Source organism: Streptomyces parvus (assembly GCF_032121415.1).
GTDB lineage: Bacteria > Actinomycetota > Actinomycetes > Streptomycetales > Streptomycetaceae > Streptomyces > Streptomyces globisporus_A.
On the sequence record NZ_CP135079.1, the window covers coordinates 495,268 to 511,312 of the forward strand.

Below are 16,045 nucleotides of genomic sequence, written 5' to 3' on the forward strand. Positions count from 1 at the left end.
CGGGACCCCGGGGGCTGGCCCGTGGACCGCCTCAGTCGCGAGGGCCGCCTCTCGGCACGTAGTGCTGCGGGAGCCCTCGCCGTTCCTCGGGCGGCAGGTTCCGGGCCGGTGTCTCCACGGGGGCCGACGCGGAGCGGCCCCGCTCGCGGTCCCAGCCCGCCCGGGCGCGCGGGTGGAAGCGGTGCCGCTCGGGGACGTAACGCCAGGCGTGGTGCACCGACCGGCTCAACAGACACAGCAGGCGTTCGTCCTGGGGCGTCCAGCGCAGGCCCAGGCGGTCCCGGACGGTCTGCGGGTACAGGCCGACCGTGATCCACAGGGTCGTCCGGACGAGCGGGACGCGGGCGAGGGCCCAGAGCGGCGACGGCAGCCACCGCAGGAGGGGCGGCCGGGCGATACGGCGCATGTTCAGGACGTCACGGGTCGGCCGGTTGTCCTCCAGGACATGGGCGCACATGTGGTCCCAGTACCGCTGGAACTCCTCCCAGCTGCCGGGGACGGGTTTCATCGAGAGGCCGTACAGCGCGTACCAGCGGACATGCTCGTCGAAGAGCGTGCGCCGCTGCGCCTCGGTGAGGCCGCCGCCGAAACGCTCGGCGACCTGCACGGTCAGCATGAAGAACGTGGCGTGCGCCCAGTAGAAGGTGCCCGGGTTGAGCGCGTGGTACGGGCGGCCGTGCGCGTCGACGCCGCTGACCGAGGCGTGGTAGCCGCGCACCTCGCGGGCCGTACGCGCGGCGAGCGGGCCGTCGTAGACCACTCCCCCGATCGGGTACAGCGAGCGGAAGAGTCGCTCCCAGCGCTCCTCGAAGAAGCGTGAGTGCTCGGCGACGCCCGCGCCCAGCTCGGGGTGCATGTTCTGCATCGATCCGGCCCAGGGGGCGAGGAGGAGACCCCTCCAGTCGCCGAACCAGCGCCAGGTGAGGGAGTCGGGGCCGAGCGGTTCGGGGGTTCTCGGGCCGGTCGGGTGCGGCCCGTTCGGTGACGCTGTCACGTGTACCTCCGCTGGGGTTCTCGTTTACGAGGCCGTGGAGAACAATCTGATGACACCTGTCCTCAGGTTAGAATGTGCGGACACCTGTCGTCAATTACGTGAGCAGCACACGATTACCTGAACAGAACACGGGGGAACCGGAGTTGACGGAACGGAGCTGGGGCGGCACCACGCTCGCCGATCGTCGTGCCGCCCGTCGGCAGACCCTGCTGGACACCGCCGAGCGCCTGGCCGGCGAGGAGGGGTGCGCGGCCGTCACGGTCCGGTCCGTCTGCCGGGAGGCGCGTCTGACGGACCGCTATTTCTACGAGAGCTTCACCGGCCGCGACGACCTGCTCCTCGCCGCCTTCGAGCGGGTCGCCGACGAGGCCCGGAGCGCGCTCGAGGGAGCGGTGGCGATCGGCGGCCCGCAGCGCGAGGTCCGGGCCCGGGCCGCCGTCTCCGCCTTCGTCGCCCTGGTCCTGGACGCGCCGCGCAAGGGCCGCCTGCTGCTCCTGGAGCCCTTCGCCGACCCGGTGCTGGGGGCCCGGAGTCACCTGCTCATGCCGGTGTTCACCGACCTCGTCGGCGGCCAGCTCGCCGGTACGGGGGACGACATCGACCGCCGCCTGACCGCGCACGCGCTGGTCGGCGGTCTGGCGAACCTCTTCGCGGGGTGGCTCCACGGCACGCTCGACGTGCCGCGCGAGCGGCTGGAGGCGCGCTGCGTGGAACTGGTGCTCACGGCGACCGTGTCCGGGAAGTAGCCATCGCCACCACGCGGCGCCATCACCCGGATCGAACAAGGTGAAAGTTTAACCAACAGTCTTCTCAACCGGATGCCCCCTCACTACGGTGAGGGACCCATGAGTCCCCCCATCGCCCCCGTGGGCTGGAGTCGCTGGCTGGTGCCGCCCGCCGCCCTCTCGGTCCACCTCTCCATCGGCCAGGCCTACGCCTGGTCCGTGTTCAAGCCACCGCTGGAGGACGCGCTCGGCCTCAGCGGCACGCAGAGCGCCCTGCCCTTCCAGCTCGGCATCGTCATGCTCGGCCTCTCCGCCGCCTTCGGCGGCACGCTCGTCGAACGCCGAGGGCCCCGATGGGCCATGACCGTCGCCCTCGTCTGCTTCTCCTCCGGCTTCCTGCTCTCCGCACTCGGCGCGGCGACCCAGCAGTTCTGGCTGATCGTCCTGGGGTACGGCTTCGTCGGAGGCATCGGTCTCGGCATCGGCTACATCTCGCCCGTGTCGACGCTCATCAAGTGGTTCCCCGACCGTCCGGGCATGGCCACGGGCATCGCCATCATGGGGTTCGGCGGCGGTGCGCTGATCGCCTCGCCCTGGTCGGCGCAGATGCTGGAGTCCTTCGGCAGCGACAGCAAGGGCATCGCCCTGGCCTTCCTGGTGCACGGCCTGTCCTACGCGGTCTTCATGCTGCTGGGCGTCCTGCTGGTACGGGTGCCGCGCCCGCGTACGGAGCAACAGCGGGCGGACGGCGGCCCCGCCACCGCCGCCGGACCGCAGGTGTCGGCTCGTCAGGCGCTGCGCACCCCGCAGTTCTGGCTGCTGTGGGTCGTGCTCTGCATGAACGTCACGGCCGGCATCGGCATCCTGGAGAAGGCCGCGCCGATGATCACGGACTTCTTCGCGGACACCTCGACGCCCGTGTCGGTGACCGCGGCCGCCGGGTTCGTCGCCCTGCTGTCCGCGGCCAACATGGCCGGCCGGATCGGCTGGTCCTCGACCTCCGACCTGATCGGGCGCAAGAACATCTACCGCCTCTATCTCGGTGCGGGCACGCTCATGTACGCGCTCATCGCCCTGGTGGGCGACTCGTCCAAGCCGCTGTTCGTCCTGTGCGCGCTGGTCATCCTCTCCTTCTACGGCGGCGGCTTCGCGACGATCCCCGCCTACCTGAAGGACCTGTTCGGCACCTACCAGGTGGGCGCGATCCACGGCCGTCTGCTCACCGCCTGGTCCACCGCCGGTGTCCTGGGCCCGCTGATCGTGAACTGGATCGCCGACCGGCAGGAGGAAGCCGGGAAGGACGGCGCGGATCTGTACGGGACGTCCCTCCTCATCATGATGGGCCTGCTCGTCATCGGCTTCGTGGCCAACGAACTGGTCCGCCCGGTCCACCCGTCGCACCATCTCGGCGCCGTCACCGCGCAGAAGGGAGCGCCCGATGTCCGACAGCAGCAGGCAGAGTCCGCCTGACGCCTCCACGGGGAAGGACCCGCGGCCGCTGATCGCCTTCACCTGGCTGTGGGTGGGCGCCCCGCTCGCCTACGGGCTGTACGAACTGATCCGCAAGGCCACCCAGTTGTTCACCGGGTGACGATTCAGCGGCCGGCCCCGGGCCACCGGCCCGGGGCCACGGCCACCCCGGGGTTCAGGCTCCGCCCACCAGGTCCGGGGCGCGGAGCATGGCGTCCGGAATGCCCCAGGCGTCGACGAGTTCGGCGGCCAGGGGACGGATCTTGCGGCAGAGGTCGTTCACCTCGCGGGTGATCGCCTTGGAGCGCTGGACCGTCAGCCGGCCGTGCTCCATGAACCACGCCCGGTCCGCCTCGATCGTCGACAGGGCGAACAGGTCGCACAGCAGACCCAGGGCGACCTTGTTGCCGCCCTCGGGCAGCGTGCGCGTCTTCTCGACGAACGCCTCCAGCACCAGCCGCTCCATATGGGCGCGGGCGACGGCGATGACATGGTCCTGCACCTCGGAGAAGACTGCGCCCGGATCGCGCCCCCGGTCGATGCCGCTCTTGAGCCTGCGGGCCACCCCGGCGAGCATGTGCTCCTCCCGGTAGCGGACCATGGCGAGCTGGTACTCCGAGTCGAGCAGACCGGCCTCCTGATCCCACTCGTCGCCGCCCGGCAGCAGATCGCGGACCCGTTCGAGCAGCTTGTGGGCCGACGTCTTCTCGATGACCGTCTCGACGGCGAGGTTGGTGACGTAGCGGACCATGCCCAGCTGGTCCAGGTCCTCGAACTCGCTCGCGTAGTCGGTGAGCAGGCCCTTGGCGACGAGCTGGAGCAGGACGTGGTTGTCACCCTCGAAGGTGGTGAAGATGTCGCTGTCGGCCTTGAGCGCGGCGAACCGGTTGACGCCGAGGTACCCGGCGCCGCCGCACGCCTCCCGGCACTCCTGGACCACCCGGGTGGCGTGCCAGGTGGCGAGGGCCTTGGTCCCGGCGGCCCTGGCCTCCAGCAGGCGTCGCGCCTGCGGGTCGTCCTCCAGGTCGGAGAAGACGTCGTGGAGCTGGGTGCGGACGACGTCCTGGGCGAAGTGCAGGGCGTACGTACGGGCGATGAGCGGCAGCAGACGCCGCTGGTGCAGTCCGTAGTCGAGGAGCAGCTGCTCCTCCCCCTGCGGGCCGGCTGCGAACTGCCTGCGCCGCAGGGCGTACTTCGTGGCGACCGCGAGGGCGACCTTGGCGGCGCCGACCCCGGCGCCGCCGACGCTGACCCGGCCCTGCACCAGAGTGCCGAGCATGGTGAAGAAGCGGCGGTGGGGGTTGTCGATCGTGCTCTCGTAGACGCCTTCCGGAGTGACGTCTGCGAAGCGGTTGAGGAGCGCTTCGCGAGGCACCCGCACATCGTCGAACCGGATGCGTCCGTTGTCCACGCCGTTGAGGCCCATCTTGCGGCCGTCGTCCTCGATGCGGACCCCGGGCGCCGCCCCGCCGCCGACCCGGATCGGCACGACGAACGCGTGCACTCCCCGGGACTCGCCGCCCACCTCCAACTGGGCGAACACGACCGCGAGTTCGCCGTGTCGGGCCGCGTTGCCGATGTAGTCCTTGCGCGCCTGGTCGCCCTCGGTGGTGATGACGAACTCCTGGGCGTCGGCGTCGTAGCGCGCGACGGTGCCGAGCGCCTGGACGTTGGAGCCGTGCCCCGTCTCCGTCATCGCGAAGCAGCCCATCAGCTCCCCGGTGATCAGGTCCGGGAGATAGGCGTCGTGGTGGCGTTCGGTGCCCAGATGCAGGATCGCTCCGCCGAAGAGCCCGAACTGCACCCCGACCTTCACCAGCACCGACAGATCGCCGAAGGCGAGCGTCTCGAACGCGGCGATCGAGGCCCCGACGTCGCCGCCTCCGCCGAACCGCTTCGGGAAGCCCATGCCGGTCTGGCCCGTCGCCGCCATCTCGACCACGAGTTCGCGCACCCGCTCGCGGTACGCGTCGATGTCGAGCTCGTCGGCCTCGTCCAGCACCGAGGCGTACGTCACCAGATTGGCCCGCACCAGGTCACGGACCTCGGCGTACTCGCCGTCGAGCACCTCGGTCAGCGCCCGGACGTCGATCTCCGGCTGCACGTACCCGCCCGTGGCGGGCGATGTTCTGTCAGTGGTCATACCGTTTCGCTACCCCGCCCGGAGACGATCAAGCGATCGGCCATCCGGTCAGCCCTGCCCGGCGGGGGGGGCCGGCGAGGGGGCCTTCGAGCAGCCCCGAGGCCCCGCCGCCCCCGACCGGACGTGGTCACCAGCCGGCCCCGCCGGCCGGGCGGGCCCGATTCCCGGCCGGCACCGGTCAGGAGCCCGCCCGGCGCTTGTTCCAGACGTCGAAGCCGACCGCGGCCAGCAGCGCCAGGCCCTTGATCACCTGCTGCCAATCCGTGCCGATGCCCACCAGGTTCATCCCGTTGTTGAGGACTCCGAGGACCAGCCCGCCGATGACGGCGCCCAGCACCGTGCCCACACCGCCGCTCATCGACGCCCCTCCGATGAAGGCCGCGGCGATGGCCTCCAGCTCGAAGTTGATGCCCGCCTTGGGCGAGGCCGCGTTGAACCGCGCCGCGAACACCAGCCCGGCCAGGGCCGCCAGCATCCCCATGTTCAGGAAGACCGCGAAGGTCACCTTGCGGTCCTTGACGCCCGACAGCTTGGCCGCGGGCAGGTTGCCGCCGATCGCGTACACGTGACGTCCCACCACCACGTTGCGCATCACGTAACCGAAGCAGACCAGCAGGACCGCGAGGATGAGCAGGACCACGGGCGCGCCCTTGTAGCTGGCGAGCAGGAGCGTGACGGCCGTGATGGCGGCGACCAGGGCGACGAGTTTCAGGACGAACAGGTTCTTCGGCAGGGGCGCCAGGTCGAACTCCGCCTGCCGGGCGCGGTTGCGGATCTCCTGGTTGACCACCAGCACGACCACTGCGAGCCCGAGCAGCAGGGTCAGGTTGTGGTAGTTGGTGACGGGGCCGACCTCCGGCAGGAAGCCGTTCGCCACCTTCTGCAGCCCCTCGGGGAAGGGGCCCAGGGTCTGTCCCTGCAGGAAGATCTCCGTCAGTCCCCGGAACAGCAGCATGCCGGCCAGCGTGACGATGAACGAGGGGATGCCGACGTACGCGATGAAGAAGCCCTGGGCCGCCCCCGCGGCCGCGCCGATCAGCAGGGTCACGACCACGGCGAGGGGCCAGGCGAGCTGGTGCTCCACCATCAGCACGGCTGCGACCGCGCCGACCAGGGCTGTCAGCGATCCCACGGAGAGGTCGATATGGCCGGAGATGATGACGATCATCATGCCGATGGCGAGGATCAGGATGTAGCTGTTCTGCAGGACGAGGTTGGAGACGTTGCGCGGCAGGAGCAGGTCTCCGCCCGTCCAGATCTGGAAGAGCAGCACGATGAGTCCCAGCGCGAACAGCATCCCGTACTGCCGGGTGTTGCGCCGGACGCTCTCCACCAGCAGGCGCGCCACCGCCGGGGCGGCCCCGCGTGACCCGGGGTCCGCGGCGGCCGGAGGGGTGGGGCTGAGGTCAGTGCTCATCGGTGAGTCCTTCGTGGGGTGCGGGGTGCCGGGGCGCGGGGACGGCGGGGTCGTGCGTCATGTACCGCATCAGCAGTTCCTGGTCGGCCTCGGCGCGGGAGCTCTCGCCGGTGATCCGGCCGGCCGCCATCGTGTAGACGCGGTCGCACATGCCGAGCAGTTCGGGCAGCTCGGACGAGATCATCAGGACCGCCTTGCCCTCGGCGGCGAGCCGGTCGATCACCGTGTAGATCTCGTACTTGGCGCCGACGTCGACGCCCCGGGTCGGTTCGTCCAGGATGAGGACCTCGGGCCCGGCGAGGATCCACTTGCTCAGGACGACCTTCTGCTGGTTCCCGCCGGACAGCCGGCCCACCTGGTCGAAGACCGTGCGGGTCCGGATGTTCATGGTGCGGCGGAACTCCTCGGCGACGACGCGCTCCTGGTGGGCGTCGACCACCCCGCGCCGGGCCAGCCGGGACAGCGAGGCGAGGGAGATGTTGCGGCTGACGGAGTCCTGGAGGTCGAGGCCGTAGTGCTTGCGGTCCTCCGTCACATAGGCGATGCCCGCGTCGACGGCCTCCGGGACGGTACGGGTCCGGGCCTCGGCCCCGTCCCTGAGCACCGTTCCGGAGAGGTAGCGCCCGTAGGAGCGGCCGAAGACGCTCATGGCGAGTTCGGTGCGGCCGGCGCCCATCAGCCCGGCGATGCCCACGATCTCGCCGCGTTCCACCCGCAGCGACACCCCGTCGACGACCTTGCGCTGGTGGTCGACGGGGTGGCCCACGGTCCAGTCGCGGATCTCCAGGGCCGGGGCGGGGGCCGGCGGGGCCGCGCAGGGGGTGCGGTCGGGGAAGCGGTTGTCGAGGCTCCGGCCCACCATGGAGCGGATGATGCGCTCCTCCGTGGTCTGCGGGTCCTTGAGGTCGAGGGTCTCCACCGTGCGGCCGTCGCGGAGGACGGTGACGGAGTCGGCGACCTGGGCGATCTCGCCCAGCTTGTGCGAGATGATGATCGAGGTGATGCCCTGGTTCTTCAGTTCGCCGATGAGCCGTAGCAGTTGGGCACTGTCCTCGTCGTTCAGCGCGGCGGTCGGCTCGTCGAGGATCAGCAGTCCGACGTCCTTGGCCAGCGCCTTGGCGATCTCGACCAGTTGCTGCTTGCTCACCCCGATGTCGGCGACCCGGGTCTGCGGATGCTCGTCCAGCCCCACCCGGCGCAGGAGTTCGGCGGCCCGGCGCAGGGTCTGCGGCCAGGCGATGACGCCGCGCCGGGCGGGTTCGTGGCCCAGGAAGATGTTCTCGGCGATCGAGAGCTGGGGGACGAGGGCCAGCTCCTGGTGGATGATCACGATGCCGGACCGCTCGCTGGCGCGGATGTCGCGGAACCGGCACTCCTCGCCTTCGTAGCGGATCTCCCCCTCGTAACTGCCGTGCGGGTGGACGCCGGAGAGGACCTTCATCAGCGTGGACTTGCCCGCGCCGTTCTCGCCGCACAGCGCGTGGACCTCGCCTCGGCGCACCCGCAGGTTCACCTCGCTCAGCGCGTTCACGCCGGAGAACGTCTTGCTGATGGACCGCATGTCGAGCACGGGGCCGCCGGCCGCGTCCCGCTCCGGGCCGGTGGTCGGGGCCGTGGGTGTCACCGCAGGTCCTCGGCCTTCAGGTAGCCCGAGTCGACGAGCACGGAGCGGTAGTTGGACTTGTCCACGCTGACCGGCGGCAGCAGGTGCGCGGGGACGACCTTCTTCCCGTTGTCGTACGTCGTGGTGTCGTTGGTCTCCGGCTTCTTCCCGTCCAGGACCGCCCCGACCATGTCGGACGCCACCTGGGCCAGGGCGCGGGTGTCCTTGTAGACGGTCTGGGTCTGTTCGCCCGCGATGATCGACTTCACGGAGGCGGCCTCCGCGTCCTGGCCGGTGACGACCGGCAGAGGCTTCGCCGAGCTGCCGTAGTCGTCGGACTTGAGGGCCGACAGGATGCCGATGGAGATGCCGTCGTACGGGGAGAGGACCGCGTCGACCCGGGCGCTGGAGTACGTGGAGGTGAGCAGGTCGTCCATCCGCTTCTGGGCGGTGCCGCCGTCCCAGCGCAGGGTGGTGACCTGGTTGAGGCGGGTCTGCCCGGAGCGGACGACGAGGCGTTTGTCGTCGATGTAGGGCTTCAGCACCTTCATGGCGCCGTTGAAGAAGTACTTGGTGTTGTTGTCGTCGTTCGAGCCCGCGAACAGCTCGATGTTGAAGGGGCCTTCGTCCGGCCGGTCCTTCAGGTCGAGCTTGTCGACGATGTAGCCCGCCTGGAGCTCCCCGACCTTCTCGTTGTCGAACGAGGCGTAGTAGTCGACGTGGTCGGAACCGAGGATCAGCCGGTCGTAGGAGATGACGGGGATGTCGGCGTCGGCGGCCTGCTGGAGGACGTTGGAGAGGGCCTCGCCGTTGATCGCCGCGATGACCAGGGCGTCCACCCCCTGGGTGATCATGTTCTCGATCTGGGAGACCTGCTGGTCGGGGTCGTCCTCGCCGTACTGGAGAGTGGTCCGGAAGCCTGCCTTCTTCAGGCTGGCCGTCATGTTCCTGCCGTCGGCGATCCAGCGTTCGGACGACTTGGTCGGCATCGCGATGCCGATGGTCCGGGCCTCGTCGCCGGACTTCTCACGGCTTCCGCCCTCGCTGTTCTGACCGCAGGCGGTCAGCAGCAGGGCGCACGCGCTCGCGGCGGCGAGGAGCGGAAGTGCGGCTCGTCGGTTCGTCATGGTGGTTACCTGGCATTCCCGTCGTTGGGGCGGCTCTGGGGGCGGGGCGTCGGGGCGGCTCTGGGCAGGGGCGAGAAGCCGGCGGGCACCCCGTCGTCGCGGTGCCCGGGGACGCCGTCGACCGGAATCCGTCCACCGGCCACTGGATTGTTAGCGCTCACACATGCTGGGGGCAAGAGGCGTTAAGCTGTTTCTCGAATTCGAGGTGGGCCCGTCGCCCTCGCGGGTCGTCCCGCGGCCGGGCCGGGCCGCGGCCGTCGTCCGGAGGAAGCAAGGCATGACCCGCCCCACCGAGGTCCTCCGCCCACCGACGATGGCGGACGTCGCCCGGGAGGCGGGGGTCTCCCACCAGACCGTGTCCCGGGTGCTCAGCGGCCATCCCAACGTCCGGGCCACCACCCGGGAGCAGGTGACGGCCGCGATCGAACGGCTCGGCTACCGTCGCAACTCCGCGGCCCGGGCTCTGGTCACCCGGCGTTCGCGGACCATCGGCGTCATCGCGGTCGACCCGACGCTCTACGGCCCCGCGAGCACCCTGGCCGGCCTGCAGGAAGCCGCTCGCGACGAGGGGTACCTGGTCTCGACGGTCACCCTGCGCAGCGGCGGCGGCCACGCGCTGGAGGACGCGCTCGACCATCTGGCGGCCTGGGGGGTCGAAGGCGCCGTCGCCATCACCCCCCAGCGCTCCAGCGTGCAGGCCCTCGCCCGGCTGACCCCGCCGTTCCCCGTCGTCACGGTGGAAGGCAGCCACGGGCTCGACATCCCCGGCGTCTCCCTCGACCAGGAGATGGGGGCCCGCCTCGTCACCGAACACCTCCTGGCCACCGGCCACGAGACGGTCTGGCACGTGGCCGGCCCCGAGGACTGGCTGGAGAGCGCCGCGCGCACCGAGGGCTGGCGCGCCGTGCTGGAGGAGCACGGCATCCGGCCGCCGCGCGTGCTGCGGGGCGACTGGAGCCCGCTGTCCGGCTACCACGCGGGGCAGGAGCTGGCGGGGCTGGCCCTGGCGGGGCGGGGCGCGGCCCCGGTGACGGCGGCCTTCGTCGCCAACGACCAGATGGCGCTGGGGGTTCTGCGCGCACTGCGGGAGGCGGGGATCCGCACCCCGCGACACGTGGCCGTCGCGGGTTTCGACGACATCCCCGAGGCGGGGTTCTTCCCTCCCCCGCTGACCACCGTGCGCCAGGACTTCACGGCCATCGGCCGCCGGAGCATCCAGCTGCTGCTGGAGCACATCGAAGGCACCGCGGCGGGCGTGGCGCACATCGTGGTGGAGCCGCAGCTCATCGTCCGGGCGAGCACCCGGTCGCAGGACGGCGCCTGATCCCTACGCCCCTCCGGGCATCCGCACGGCACGCCCCTCCGGGCATCGGCACGGCACGCCCCTCCGGGAATCCGTGCCGTACGCCGCCCGGAATCCGGACGACACACCCCCGGAAGTCCCGACTCACGCCACTCCGGGAGCCCGGACCTCTTGCTTCCAGCGATTGTTAGCGCTAACAATCAGGGGGCGGTGACGCTCCCCGCACCCACTCCCGCAGCAGAGAGTCTCGCTCGTGACCCCTCAGCCCGATTCCCCCGGCAGCCCTCTCGACGGCCGGCCCGACGCCTGCACGGTCGGCGTCGACTTCGGCACGCTCTCGGCACGTGCCGTCGTGGTCCGTGTCCGCGACGGTGCGGAGCTCGGCTCCGCCGTGCACACCTACCGCAACGGCGTCATCGACCGGAGCCTTCCGGGCTCGGCCACCCCCCTGCCCCCGGACTGGGCTCTCCAGGACCCGCGCGACTGGCGGGAGGCGCTCCGTACCGCCGTACCGCAAGCGCTGGCGGCGGCGCACGTCGACCCGTCCCACGTCATCGGCATCGGCACCGACTTCACCTCCTGCACGGTGCTGCCGACCACGGCGGACGGCGTTCCGCTGGCCGAACAGCCCGACTGGGCGGACCGCCCCCACGCCTGGCCCAAGCTCTGGAAGCACCACGCCGCCCAGGACCAGGCCGACCGGATCAACGCCCTGGCGCACCGACGCGGTGAACCCTGGATCCGGCGGTACGGCGGCCGGATCTCCGCCGAGTGGCAGTACGCGAAGGCGCTCCAGGTCCTCGAAGAGGATCCGCTGGTGTACGCCGCCTGTGCCCGCTGGATCGAGGCGGCCGACTGGATCGTCTGGCAGCTGACCGGCGCCGAGTCGCGCAACACGTGCACCGCGGGCTACAAGGGCATCCACCAGGACGGCGCCTACCCCTCGCCCGACTACCTCGCCGGACTCCACCCGGACTTCGCGGACTTCCCCGCCACCCGGCTCGACCACCCGCTGCTCCCCCTCGGCTCCCGCGCCGGGACCGTGACCGCCGAAGCCGCCGCCCTGACCGGGCTCCGGCCGGGGACACCGGTCGCGGTGGGGAACGTCGACGCCCATGTCACGGCTCCGGCGGCCGGGGCGGTGGAGAACGGGCGTCTGCTCGCCATCATGGGCACCTCCACCTGCCACGTCGTCAACAGCGACGAACTGGCCGACGTCCCCGGTGTCTGCGGGGTGGTCGACGGAGGCATCGTGGCGGGCGCGTACGGCTACGAGGCCGGGCAGAGCGGGGTGGGCGACATCTTCGCCTGGTGGCTGCGCCAGGGCGTGCCCGACGACTACCGCGCCGCCGCGGAGGCCGCCGGTGAGGACCTGCACGAACATCTGTCCCGGCTCAGCGGCCGGCAACCGGTCGGAGCGCACGGACTGGTCGCGCTCGACTGGATGAACGGCAACCGCTCCACGCTCGTCGACCACCGTCTCTCCGGAGTGCTGGTCGGCCTCACGCTCGACACGCGCCCCGAGGACGTCTACCGCGCCCTGCTGGAGGCGACCGCCTTCGGCACCCGCGTCATCATCGAGGCCCTGGAGGAACACGGGGTGCCCGTCACGGAGTTCATCGCCGCGGGCGGGCTCAAGAAGAACCCGCTGCTCATGCGGATCTACGCCGACGTCCTGCGCCGGCCCGTGTCGCTCGCCACCTCCGACCAGGGCCCCGCGCTCGGTTCGGCGATCCACGCGGCGGTCGCGGCCGGGGCGTACCCGGACGTACGCGCGGCCGCCGCCCGCATGGGCGGCGTCGAGCGGAACGCCTGTCTCCCCGACCCGGACAACGCCGACGTCTACGACGAGCTGTACGCCGAATACCGCGCGCTGCACGACCACTTCGGCACCGGCGGCGATCTCCTGCTGCACCGGCTGCGCAGGCTCCGCAACCGCGCGAGGGCGCACGGGACCGCGCGCTGACCCCCCGCGCACCTCGCGCCACCCCACACACCGCCCCGCACCCCGACCAGGGAGTATCTTCATGCCCCTCGCCCCCACCGACAGCGAAGTCTGGTTCCTGACCGGCAGCCAGTCGCTCTACGGCGAGGACACACTCGCCCAAGTGGCCGCTCAGTCGCGGCAGATATGCGAGACGATCGCCGCCGACGCCCCTGCCGGGCCGACCGTGCGCATCGTGTGGAAGCCCGTTCTGACCGAGGCGGACGCGATCCGCCGGATGTGCCTGGACGCCGAGGCGGACGACCGCTGCATCGGTCTCATCGCCTGGATGCACACCTTCTCCCCCGCCAAGATGTGGATCACCGGGCTCGCCTCACTGCGGAAGCCCCTCCTTCACCTGCACACCCAGGCGAACCGCCGACTTCCCTGGTCCACGATCGACATGGACTTCATGAATCTCAACCAAGCAGCCCACGGGGACCGCGAGTTCGGCCACATCCAGTCGCGTATCGGCGTCGCCCGCAAGACCGTGACCGGGCACGTCGCATCGCCCGACGTGTCCCACCGCATCGGGGCCTGGACGCGGGCCGCCGTCGGACGCGCCGAGTTCGCCCGTCTGCGCCTCGCCCGCTTCGGGGACAACATGCGGGATGTCGCGGTCACCGAAGGCGACAAGGTCGAGGCCCAGTTCAGGTTCGGCACGTCCGTCAACACCTACGGCGTGAACGAGTTGGTGGCGGCCGTGGACGCCGTGGACGACAGCGCCGTCGCGGCGCTCACCGAGGAGTACGCCGACCGTTACACGCTGGCTGCCGAGCTGCTCCCCGGCAAGGAGCGCCACGCGTCCCTGCGGTACGCGGCCAGGATCGAGGCCGGACTGCGCGGCTTCCTCACCGACGGCGGCTTCAGCGCGTTCACCACCAACTTCGAGGACCTGGGCGGCCTGCGGCAGTTGCCCGGTCTCGCGGTCCAGCGGCTGATGGCCGACGGTTACGGCTTCGGGGGCGAGGGCGACTGGAAGACCTCGGCGCTGCTGCGGGCCACGAAGGCCATGGCGCACGGGCTGCCGGGCGGCACCTCCTTCATGGAGGACTACACCTACGACCTCGCTCCGGAGAGCGGTCTCGTCCTGGGGGCCCACATGCTGGAGGTGTGCCCGTCCCTCGCCGCCGCCACGCCCTCCTGCGAGATCCACCCGCTGAGCATCGGCGGGCGTGAGGACCCGGTCCGCCTGGTGTTCGACGCGGCGCCCGCCCCCGGAGTCGTGGTGGGACTGGCCGACATGGGCTCCCGGTTCCGGCTGGTGGCCAACCGGATCGACGTCGTGGGGCCGCCCGAACCACTGCCCCTGCTGCCCGTGGCCCGCGCGGTCTGGCGCCCGGAACCCGACCTGCGCACCTCCACGGAGGCGTGGCTGACCGCCGGGGCCCCGCACCACACCGTGCTCACCACGGCGCTGGGCCGCGAGGAGTTCGAGGACCTGGCCGACATGCTGGCCGTGGAACTCGCGTTCATCGACGCGGACACCACCGTACGCCGGTTCGCCCAGGAGCTCCGCTGGAACCAGGCCTACCACCGACTGGCCGACGCCCTGTGAGCGGCACCGCCCGAGCGACCGCTCCCCCACCCCAGCCAGGAGGCCCTGCCATGTCCCGCTCCGCTTTCGCGTCGCTGCGCGGCGAGGTCCTGGCCGCCAATCTGCGCATCCCAAGAGCAGGTCTGGCCACCCTGACCTGGGGCAATGTGAGCGGGGTCGACCGGGAGGCCGGCGTGTTCGCCATCAAGCCCTCGGGGGTGCCGTACGACCGGCTGAGCGAGGAGCATCTGGTCGTCGTCGCCCTGGACGACGGCCGGGTGGTCGAGGGGGAGCTGCGTCCCTCGACGGACACCGAGACGCACCGGAGCCTCTACCGGGCCTTCCCGTCGATCGGCGGGATCACGCACACCCACTCCCCGCACGCCGTGGCCTTCGCCCAGGCCCGCCGCCCGATCCCGGTGCTCGGCACGACGCACGCGGACACCTTCGACGGCCCGGTGCCGGTCACCGAGCCGCTCACCGCCGAACAGTGCGCCGCCGACTACGAGTTCAACACCGGGCAGGTCATCGTGGAACTGCTCCGAGGGGACGACGAACGGGCCCGGACGGTGCCCGCCGCCCTCGTCGCGCACCACGGCCCCTTCACCTGGGGTGTGGACGCCGACGCCTCGCTGGAGCACGCGGTGATCTGCGAGGCGGTCGCGGAGATGGCGCTGCACACGCTCTCCCTGGGGGCCGCACAGCCCCCTCAGCATCTGCTGGACCGCCACTTCACCCGTAAACACGGCGCGGGAGCCTATTACGGCAACCCCGGGGCCGTATGACCCGATGTGCAGGGAAATCGGGCGTACGTGGTCGGTGGAGGCTGAGGTGAACGGCGCGTCGCGGGGGGCGTGAGGGTGTCGGAGCAGTGCCCCGTTCGCCATCCCTCGCGCCCTGCCGGGGGTCGGGTGGCGCGGCGAGGATGAGCCGGACCTGATCGGCAGGGCACCCCCTGGGGGTGTCCGCGGTGGAAGGAATCCACGTTGCTGCTGCTCATCTCCCCGGACGGCGTCGAGGAAGCCCTCGCGTGCGCGAAGGCGGCGGACCACCTCGACATCGTCGATGTGAAGAAGCCCGACGAGGGCTCGCTCGGTGCGAACTTCCCCTGGGTCATCCGGGAGATCCGCGGGGCGGTCCCGGCGGACAAGCCGGTGTCGGCGACGGTCGGAGACGTCCCGTACAAGCCCGGCACGGTGGCGCAGGCCGCGCTCGGCGCGGCGGTCTCCGGAGCCACCTACATCAAGGTCGGCCTCTACGGGTGCACGACGCCCGACCAGGCCATCGAGGTGATGCGCGGAGTGGTACGGGCCGTCAAGGACTTCCGGCCGGACGCGTTCGTCGTCGCCTCGGGCTATGCCGACGCCCACCGGATCGGTTGTGTGAGCCCGCTCGCGCTGCCCGACATCGCCCGCCGCTCCGGCTCCGACGCGGCGATGCTCGACACCGCGATCAAGGACGGGACCCGGCTGTTCGACCATGTGCCGCCGGAAGCCTGCGGGGAGTTCGTCCGGCTGGCCCACGACGCCGGGCTGCTCGCCGCGCTCGCGGGCAGCGTGAAGCGGGAGGACCTCGCCCTGCTGACCCGGATCGGGACGGACATCGTGGGCGTACGCGGGGCTGTCTGCGAGGGCGGCGACCGCAACGCGGGGCGGATCCAGCCGCGGTTGGTGGCCGAGTTCCGGGCGGAGATGGACCGGCACGCCCGGGAACACGCGGCGACCCCGGCCGCGAGCTGACCG

At 71.3% G+C, this 16,045-nt stretch carries 13 protein-coding genes; 8 read left to right on the plus strand and 5 right to left on the minus strand.

Annotated features, from left to right (window positions below):
• Nucleotides 1–31: 31 nt before the first annotated feature.
• Nucleotides 32–994, minus strand: coding sequence for an oxygenase MpaB family protein (locus tag RNL97_RS03215; protein ID WP_313750341.1), 963 nt, complete (start codon nucleotides 992–994; stop codon nucleotides 32–34).
• 143 nt (nucleotides 995–1,137) lie between these two features.
• On the opposite strand from RNL97_RS03215, the gene RNL97_RS03220 reads away from it, so the two are divergent.
• The 3 genes from RNL97_RS03220 (at nucleotide 1,138) to RNL97_RS03230 (ending at nucleotide 3,310) form a co-directional block, all read left to right on the plus strand.
• Nucleotides 1,138–1,740: a TetR/AcrR family transcriptional regulator gene (locus RNL97_RS03220; protein ID WP_030580803.1), complete on the plus strand. Its 603-nt coding sequence runs from the start codon at nucleotides 1,138–1,140 to the stop codon at nucleotides 1,738–1,740.
• 99 nt (nucleotides 1,741–1,839) lie between these two features.
• On the plus strand, nucleotides 1,840–3,189 hold the full coding sequence (locus RNL97_RS03225) for an OFA family MFS transporter (RefSeq protein ID WP_313750342.1): 1,350 nt from the start codon (nucleotides 1,840–1,842) through the stop codon (nucleotides 3,187–3,189).
• Entirely contained in the window at nucleotides 3,158–3,310 is a 153-nt protein-coding gene (locus tag RNL97_RS03230; protein ID WP_313750343.1) for an MFS transporter small subunit, read from the plus strand. The genes RNL97_RS03225 and RNL97_RS03230 overlap by 32 nt, the downstream gene beginning before the upstream one ends.
• A gap of 54 nt (nucleotides 3,311–3,364) precedes the next feature.
• Here RNL97_RS03230 and RNL97_RS03235 read toward each other — a convergent pair whose 3' ends face one another.
• The 4 genes from RNL97_RS03235 to chvE form a co-directional block, all read right to left on the minus strand.
• Nucleotides 3,365–5,332 (minus strand): acyl-CoA dehydrogenase family protein, encoded by a 1,968-nt coding sequence (locus RNL97_RS03235; protein ID WP_030580799.1) that lies wholly within the window; start codon nucleotides 5,330–5,332, stop codon nucleotides 3,365–3,367.
• 178 nt (nucleotides 5,333–5,510) lie between these two features.
• The gene (gene mmsB / locus RNL97_RS03240; protein ID WP_243313254.1) at nucleotides 5,511–6,749 is read right to left on the minus strand and encodes a multiple monosaccharide ABC transporter permease; all 1,239 of its coding nucleotides are present in this window, start codon (nucleotides 6,747–6,749) and stop codon (nucleotides 5,511–5,513) included.
• Nucleotides 6,739–8,373, minus strand: coding sequence for a multiple monosaccharide ABC transporter ATP-binding protein (gene mmsA, locus RNL97_RS03245; protein ID WP_030580792.1), 1,635 nt, complete (start codon nucleotides 8,371–8,373; stop codon nucleotides 6,739–6,741). Before mmsA ends, mmsB begins: the two co-directional genes overlap by 11 nt.
• Nucleotides 8,370–9,479: a multiple monosaccharide ABC transporter substrate-binding protein gene (gene chvE / locus RNL97_RS03250; protein ID WP_030580789.1), complete on the minus strand. Its 1,110-nt coding sequence runs from the start codon at nucleotides 9,477–9,479 to the stop codon at nucleotides 8,370–8,372. The genes mmsA and chvE overlap by 4 nt, the downstream gene beginning before the upstream one ends.
• A gap of 277 nt (nucleotides 9,480–9,756) precedes the next feature.
• Between chvE and RNL97_RS03255 the strand changes: the two genes are divergently transcribed.
• The 5 genes from RNL97_RS03255 to RNL97_RS03275 all read left to right on the plus strand — a co-directional run bounded on the left by RNL97_RS03255 (nucleotide 9,757) and on the right by RNL97_RS03275 (nucleotide 16,042).
• On the plus strand, nucleotides 9,757–10,803 hold the full coding sequence (locus tag RNL97_RS03255; protein WP_030580786.1) for a LacI family DNA-binding transcriptional regulator: 1,047 nt from the start codon (nucleotides 9,757–9,759) through the stop codon (nucleotides 10,801–10,803).
• A gap of 232 nt (nucleotides 10,804–11,035) precedes the next feature.
• The gene (araB, locus tag RNL97_RS03260) at nucleotides 11,036–12,748 is read left to right on the plus strand and encodes a ribulokinase (protein ID WP_030580784.1); all 1,713 of its coding nucleotides are present in this window, start codon (nucleotides 11,036–11,038) and stop codon (nucleotides 12,746–12,748) included.
• A gap of 61 nt (nucleotides 12,749–12,809) precedes the next feature.
• Complete coding sequence (gene araA / locus RNL97_RS03265) at nucleotides 12,810–14,324, plus strand: L-arabinose isomerase (RefSeq protein ID WP_030580781.1); 1,515 nt, start codon at nucleotides 12,810–12,812, stop codon at nucleotides 14,322–14,324.
• Nucleotides 14,325–14,374: 50 nt separating this feature from the next.
• Complete coding sequence (araD, locus tag RNL97_RS03270) at nucleotides 14,375–15,088, plus strand: L-ribulose-5-phosphate 4-epimerase AraD (protein WP_030580778.1); 714 nt, start codon at nucleotides 14,375–14,377, stop codon at nucleotides 15,086–15,088.
• A gap of 201 nt (nucleotides 15,089–15,289) precedes the next feature.
• The gene (locus RNL97_RS03275) at nucleotides 15,290–16,042 is read left to right on the plus strand and encodes a (5-formylfuran-3-yl)methyl phosphate synthase (RefSeq protein ID WP_030580776.1); all 753 of its coding nucleotides are present in this window, start codon (nucleotides 15,290–15,292) and stop codon (nucleotides 16,040–16,042) included.
• Nucleotides 16,043–16,045 lie beyond the last annotated feature (3 nt).

What these genes read in the sequence shown, in the direction of transcription:
- mmsB (WP_243313254.1), bottom strand. Translation starts at nt 6,749, where the DNA reads ATGAGCACTGACCTCAGCCCCACCCCTCCGGCCGCCGCGGACCCCGGG.
- RNL97_RS03225 (WP_313750342.1), top strand. Translation starts at nt 1,840, where the DNA reads ATGAGTCCCCCCATCGCCCCCGTGGGCTGGAGTCGCTGGCTGGTGCCG.
- araA (WP_030580781.1), top strand. Translation starts at nt 12,810, where the DNA reads ATGCCCCTCGCCCCCACCGACAGCGAAGTCTGGTTCCTGACCGGCAGC.
- chvE (WP_030580789.1), bottom strand. Translation starts at nt 9,479, where the DNA reads ATGACGAACCGACGAGCCGCACTTCCGCTCCTCGCCGCCGCGAGCGCG.
- RNL97_RS03230 (WP_313750343.1), top strand. Translation starts at nt 3,158, where the DNA reads ATGTCCGACAGCAGCAGGCAGAGTCCGCCTGACGCCTCCACGGGGAAG.
- RNL97_RS03235 (WP_030580799.1), bottom strand. Translation starts at nt 5,332, where the DNA reads ATGACCACTGACAGAACATCGCCCGCCACGGGCGGGTACGTGCAGCCG.
- RNL97_RS03255 (WP_030580786.1), top strand. Translation starts at nt 9,757, where the DNA reads ATGACCCGCCCCACCGAGGTCCTCCGCCCACCGACGATGGCGGACGTC.
- araD (WP_030580778.1), top strand. Translation starts at nt 14,375, where the DNA reads ATGTCCCGCTCCGCTTTCGCGTCGCTGCGCGGCGAGGTCCTGGCCGCC.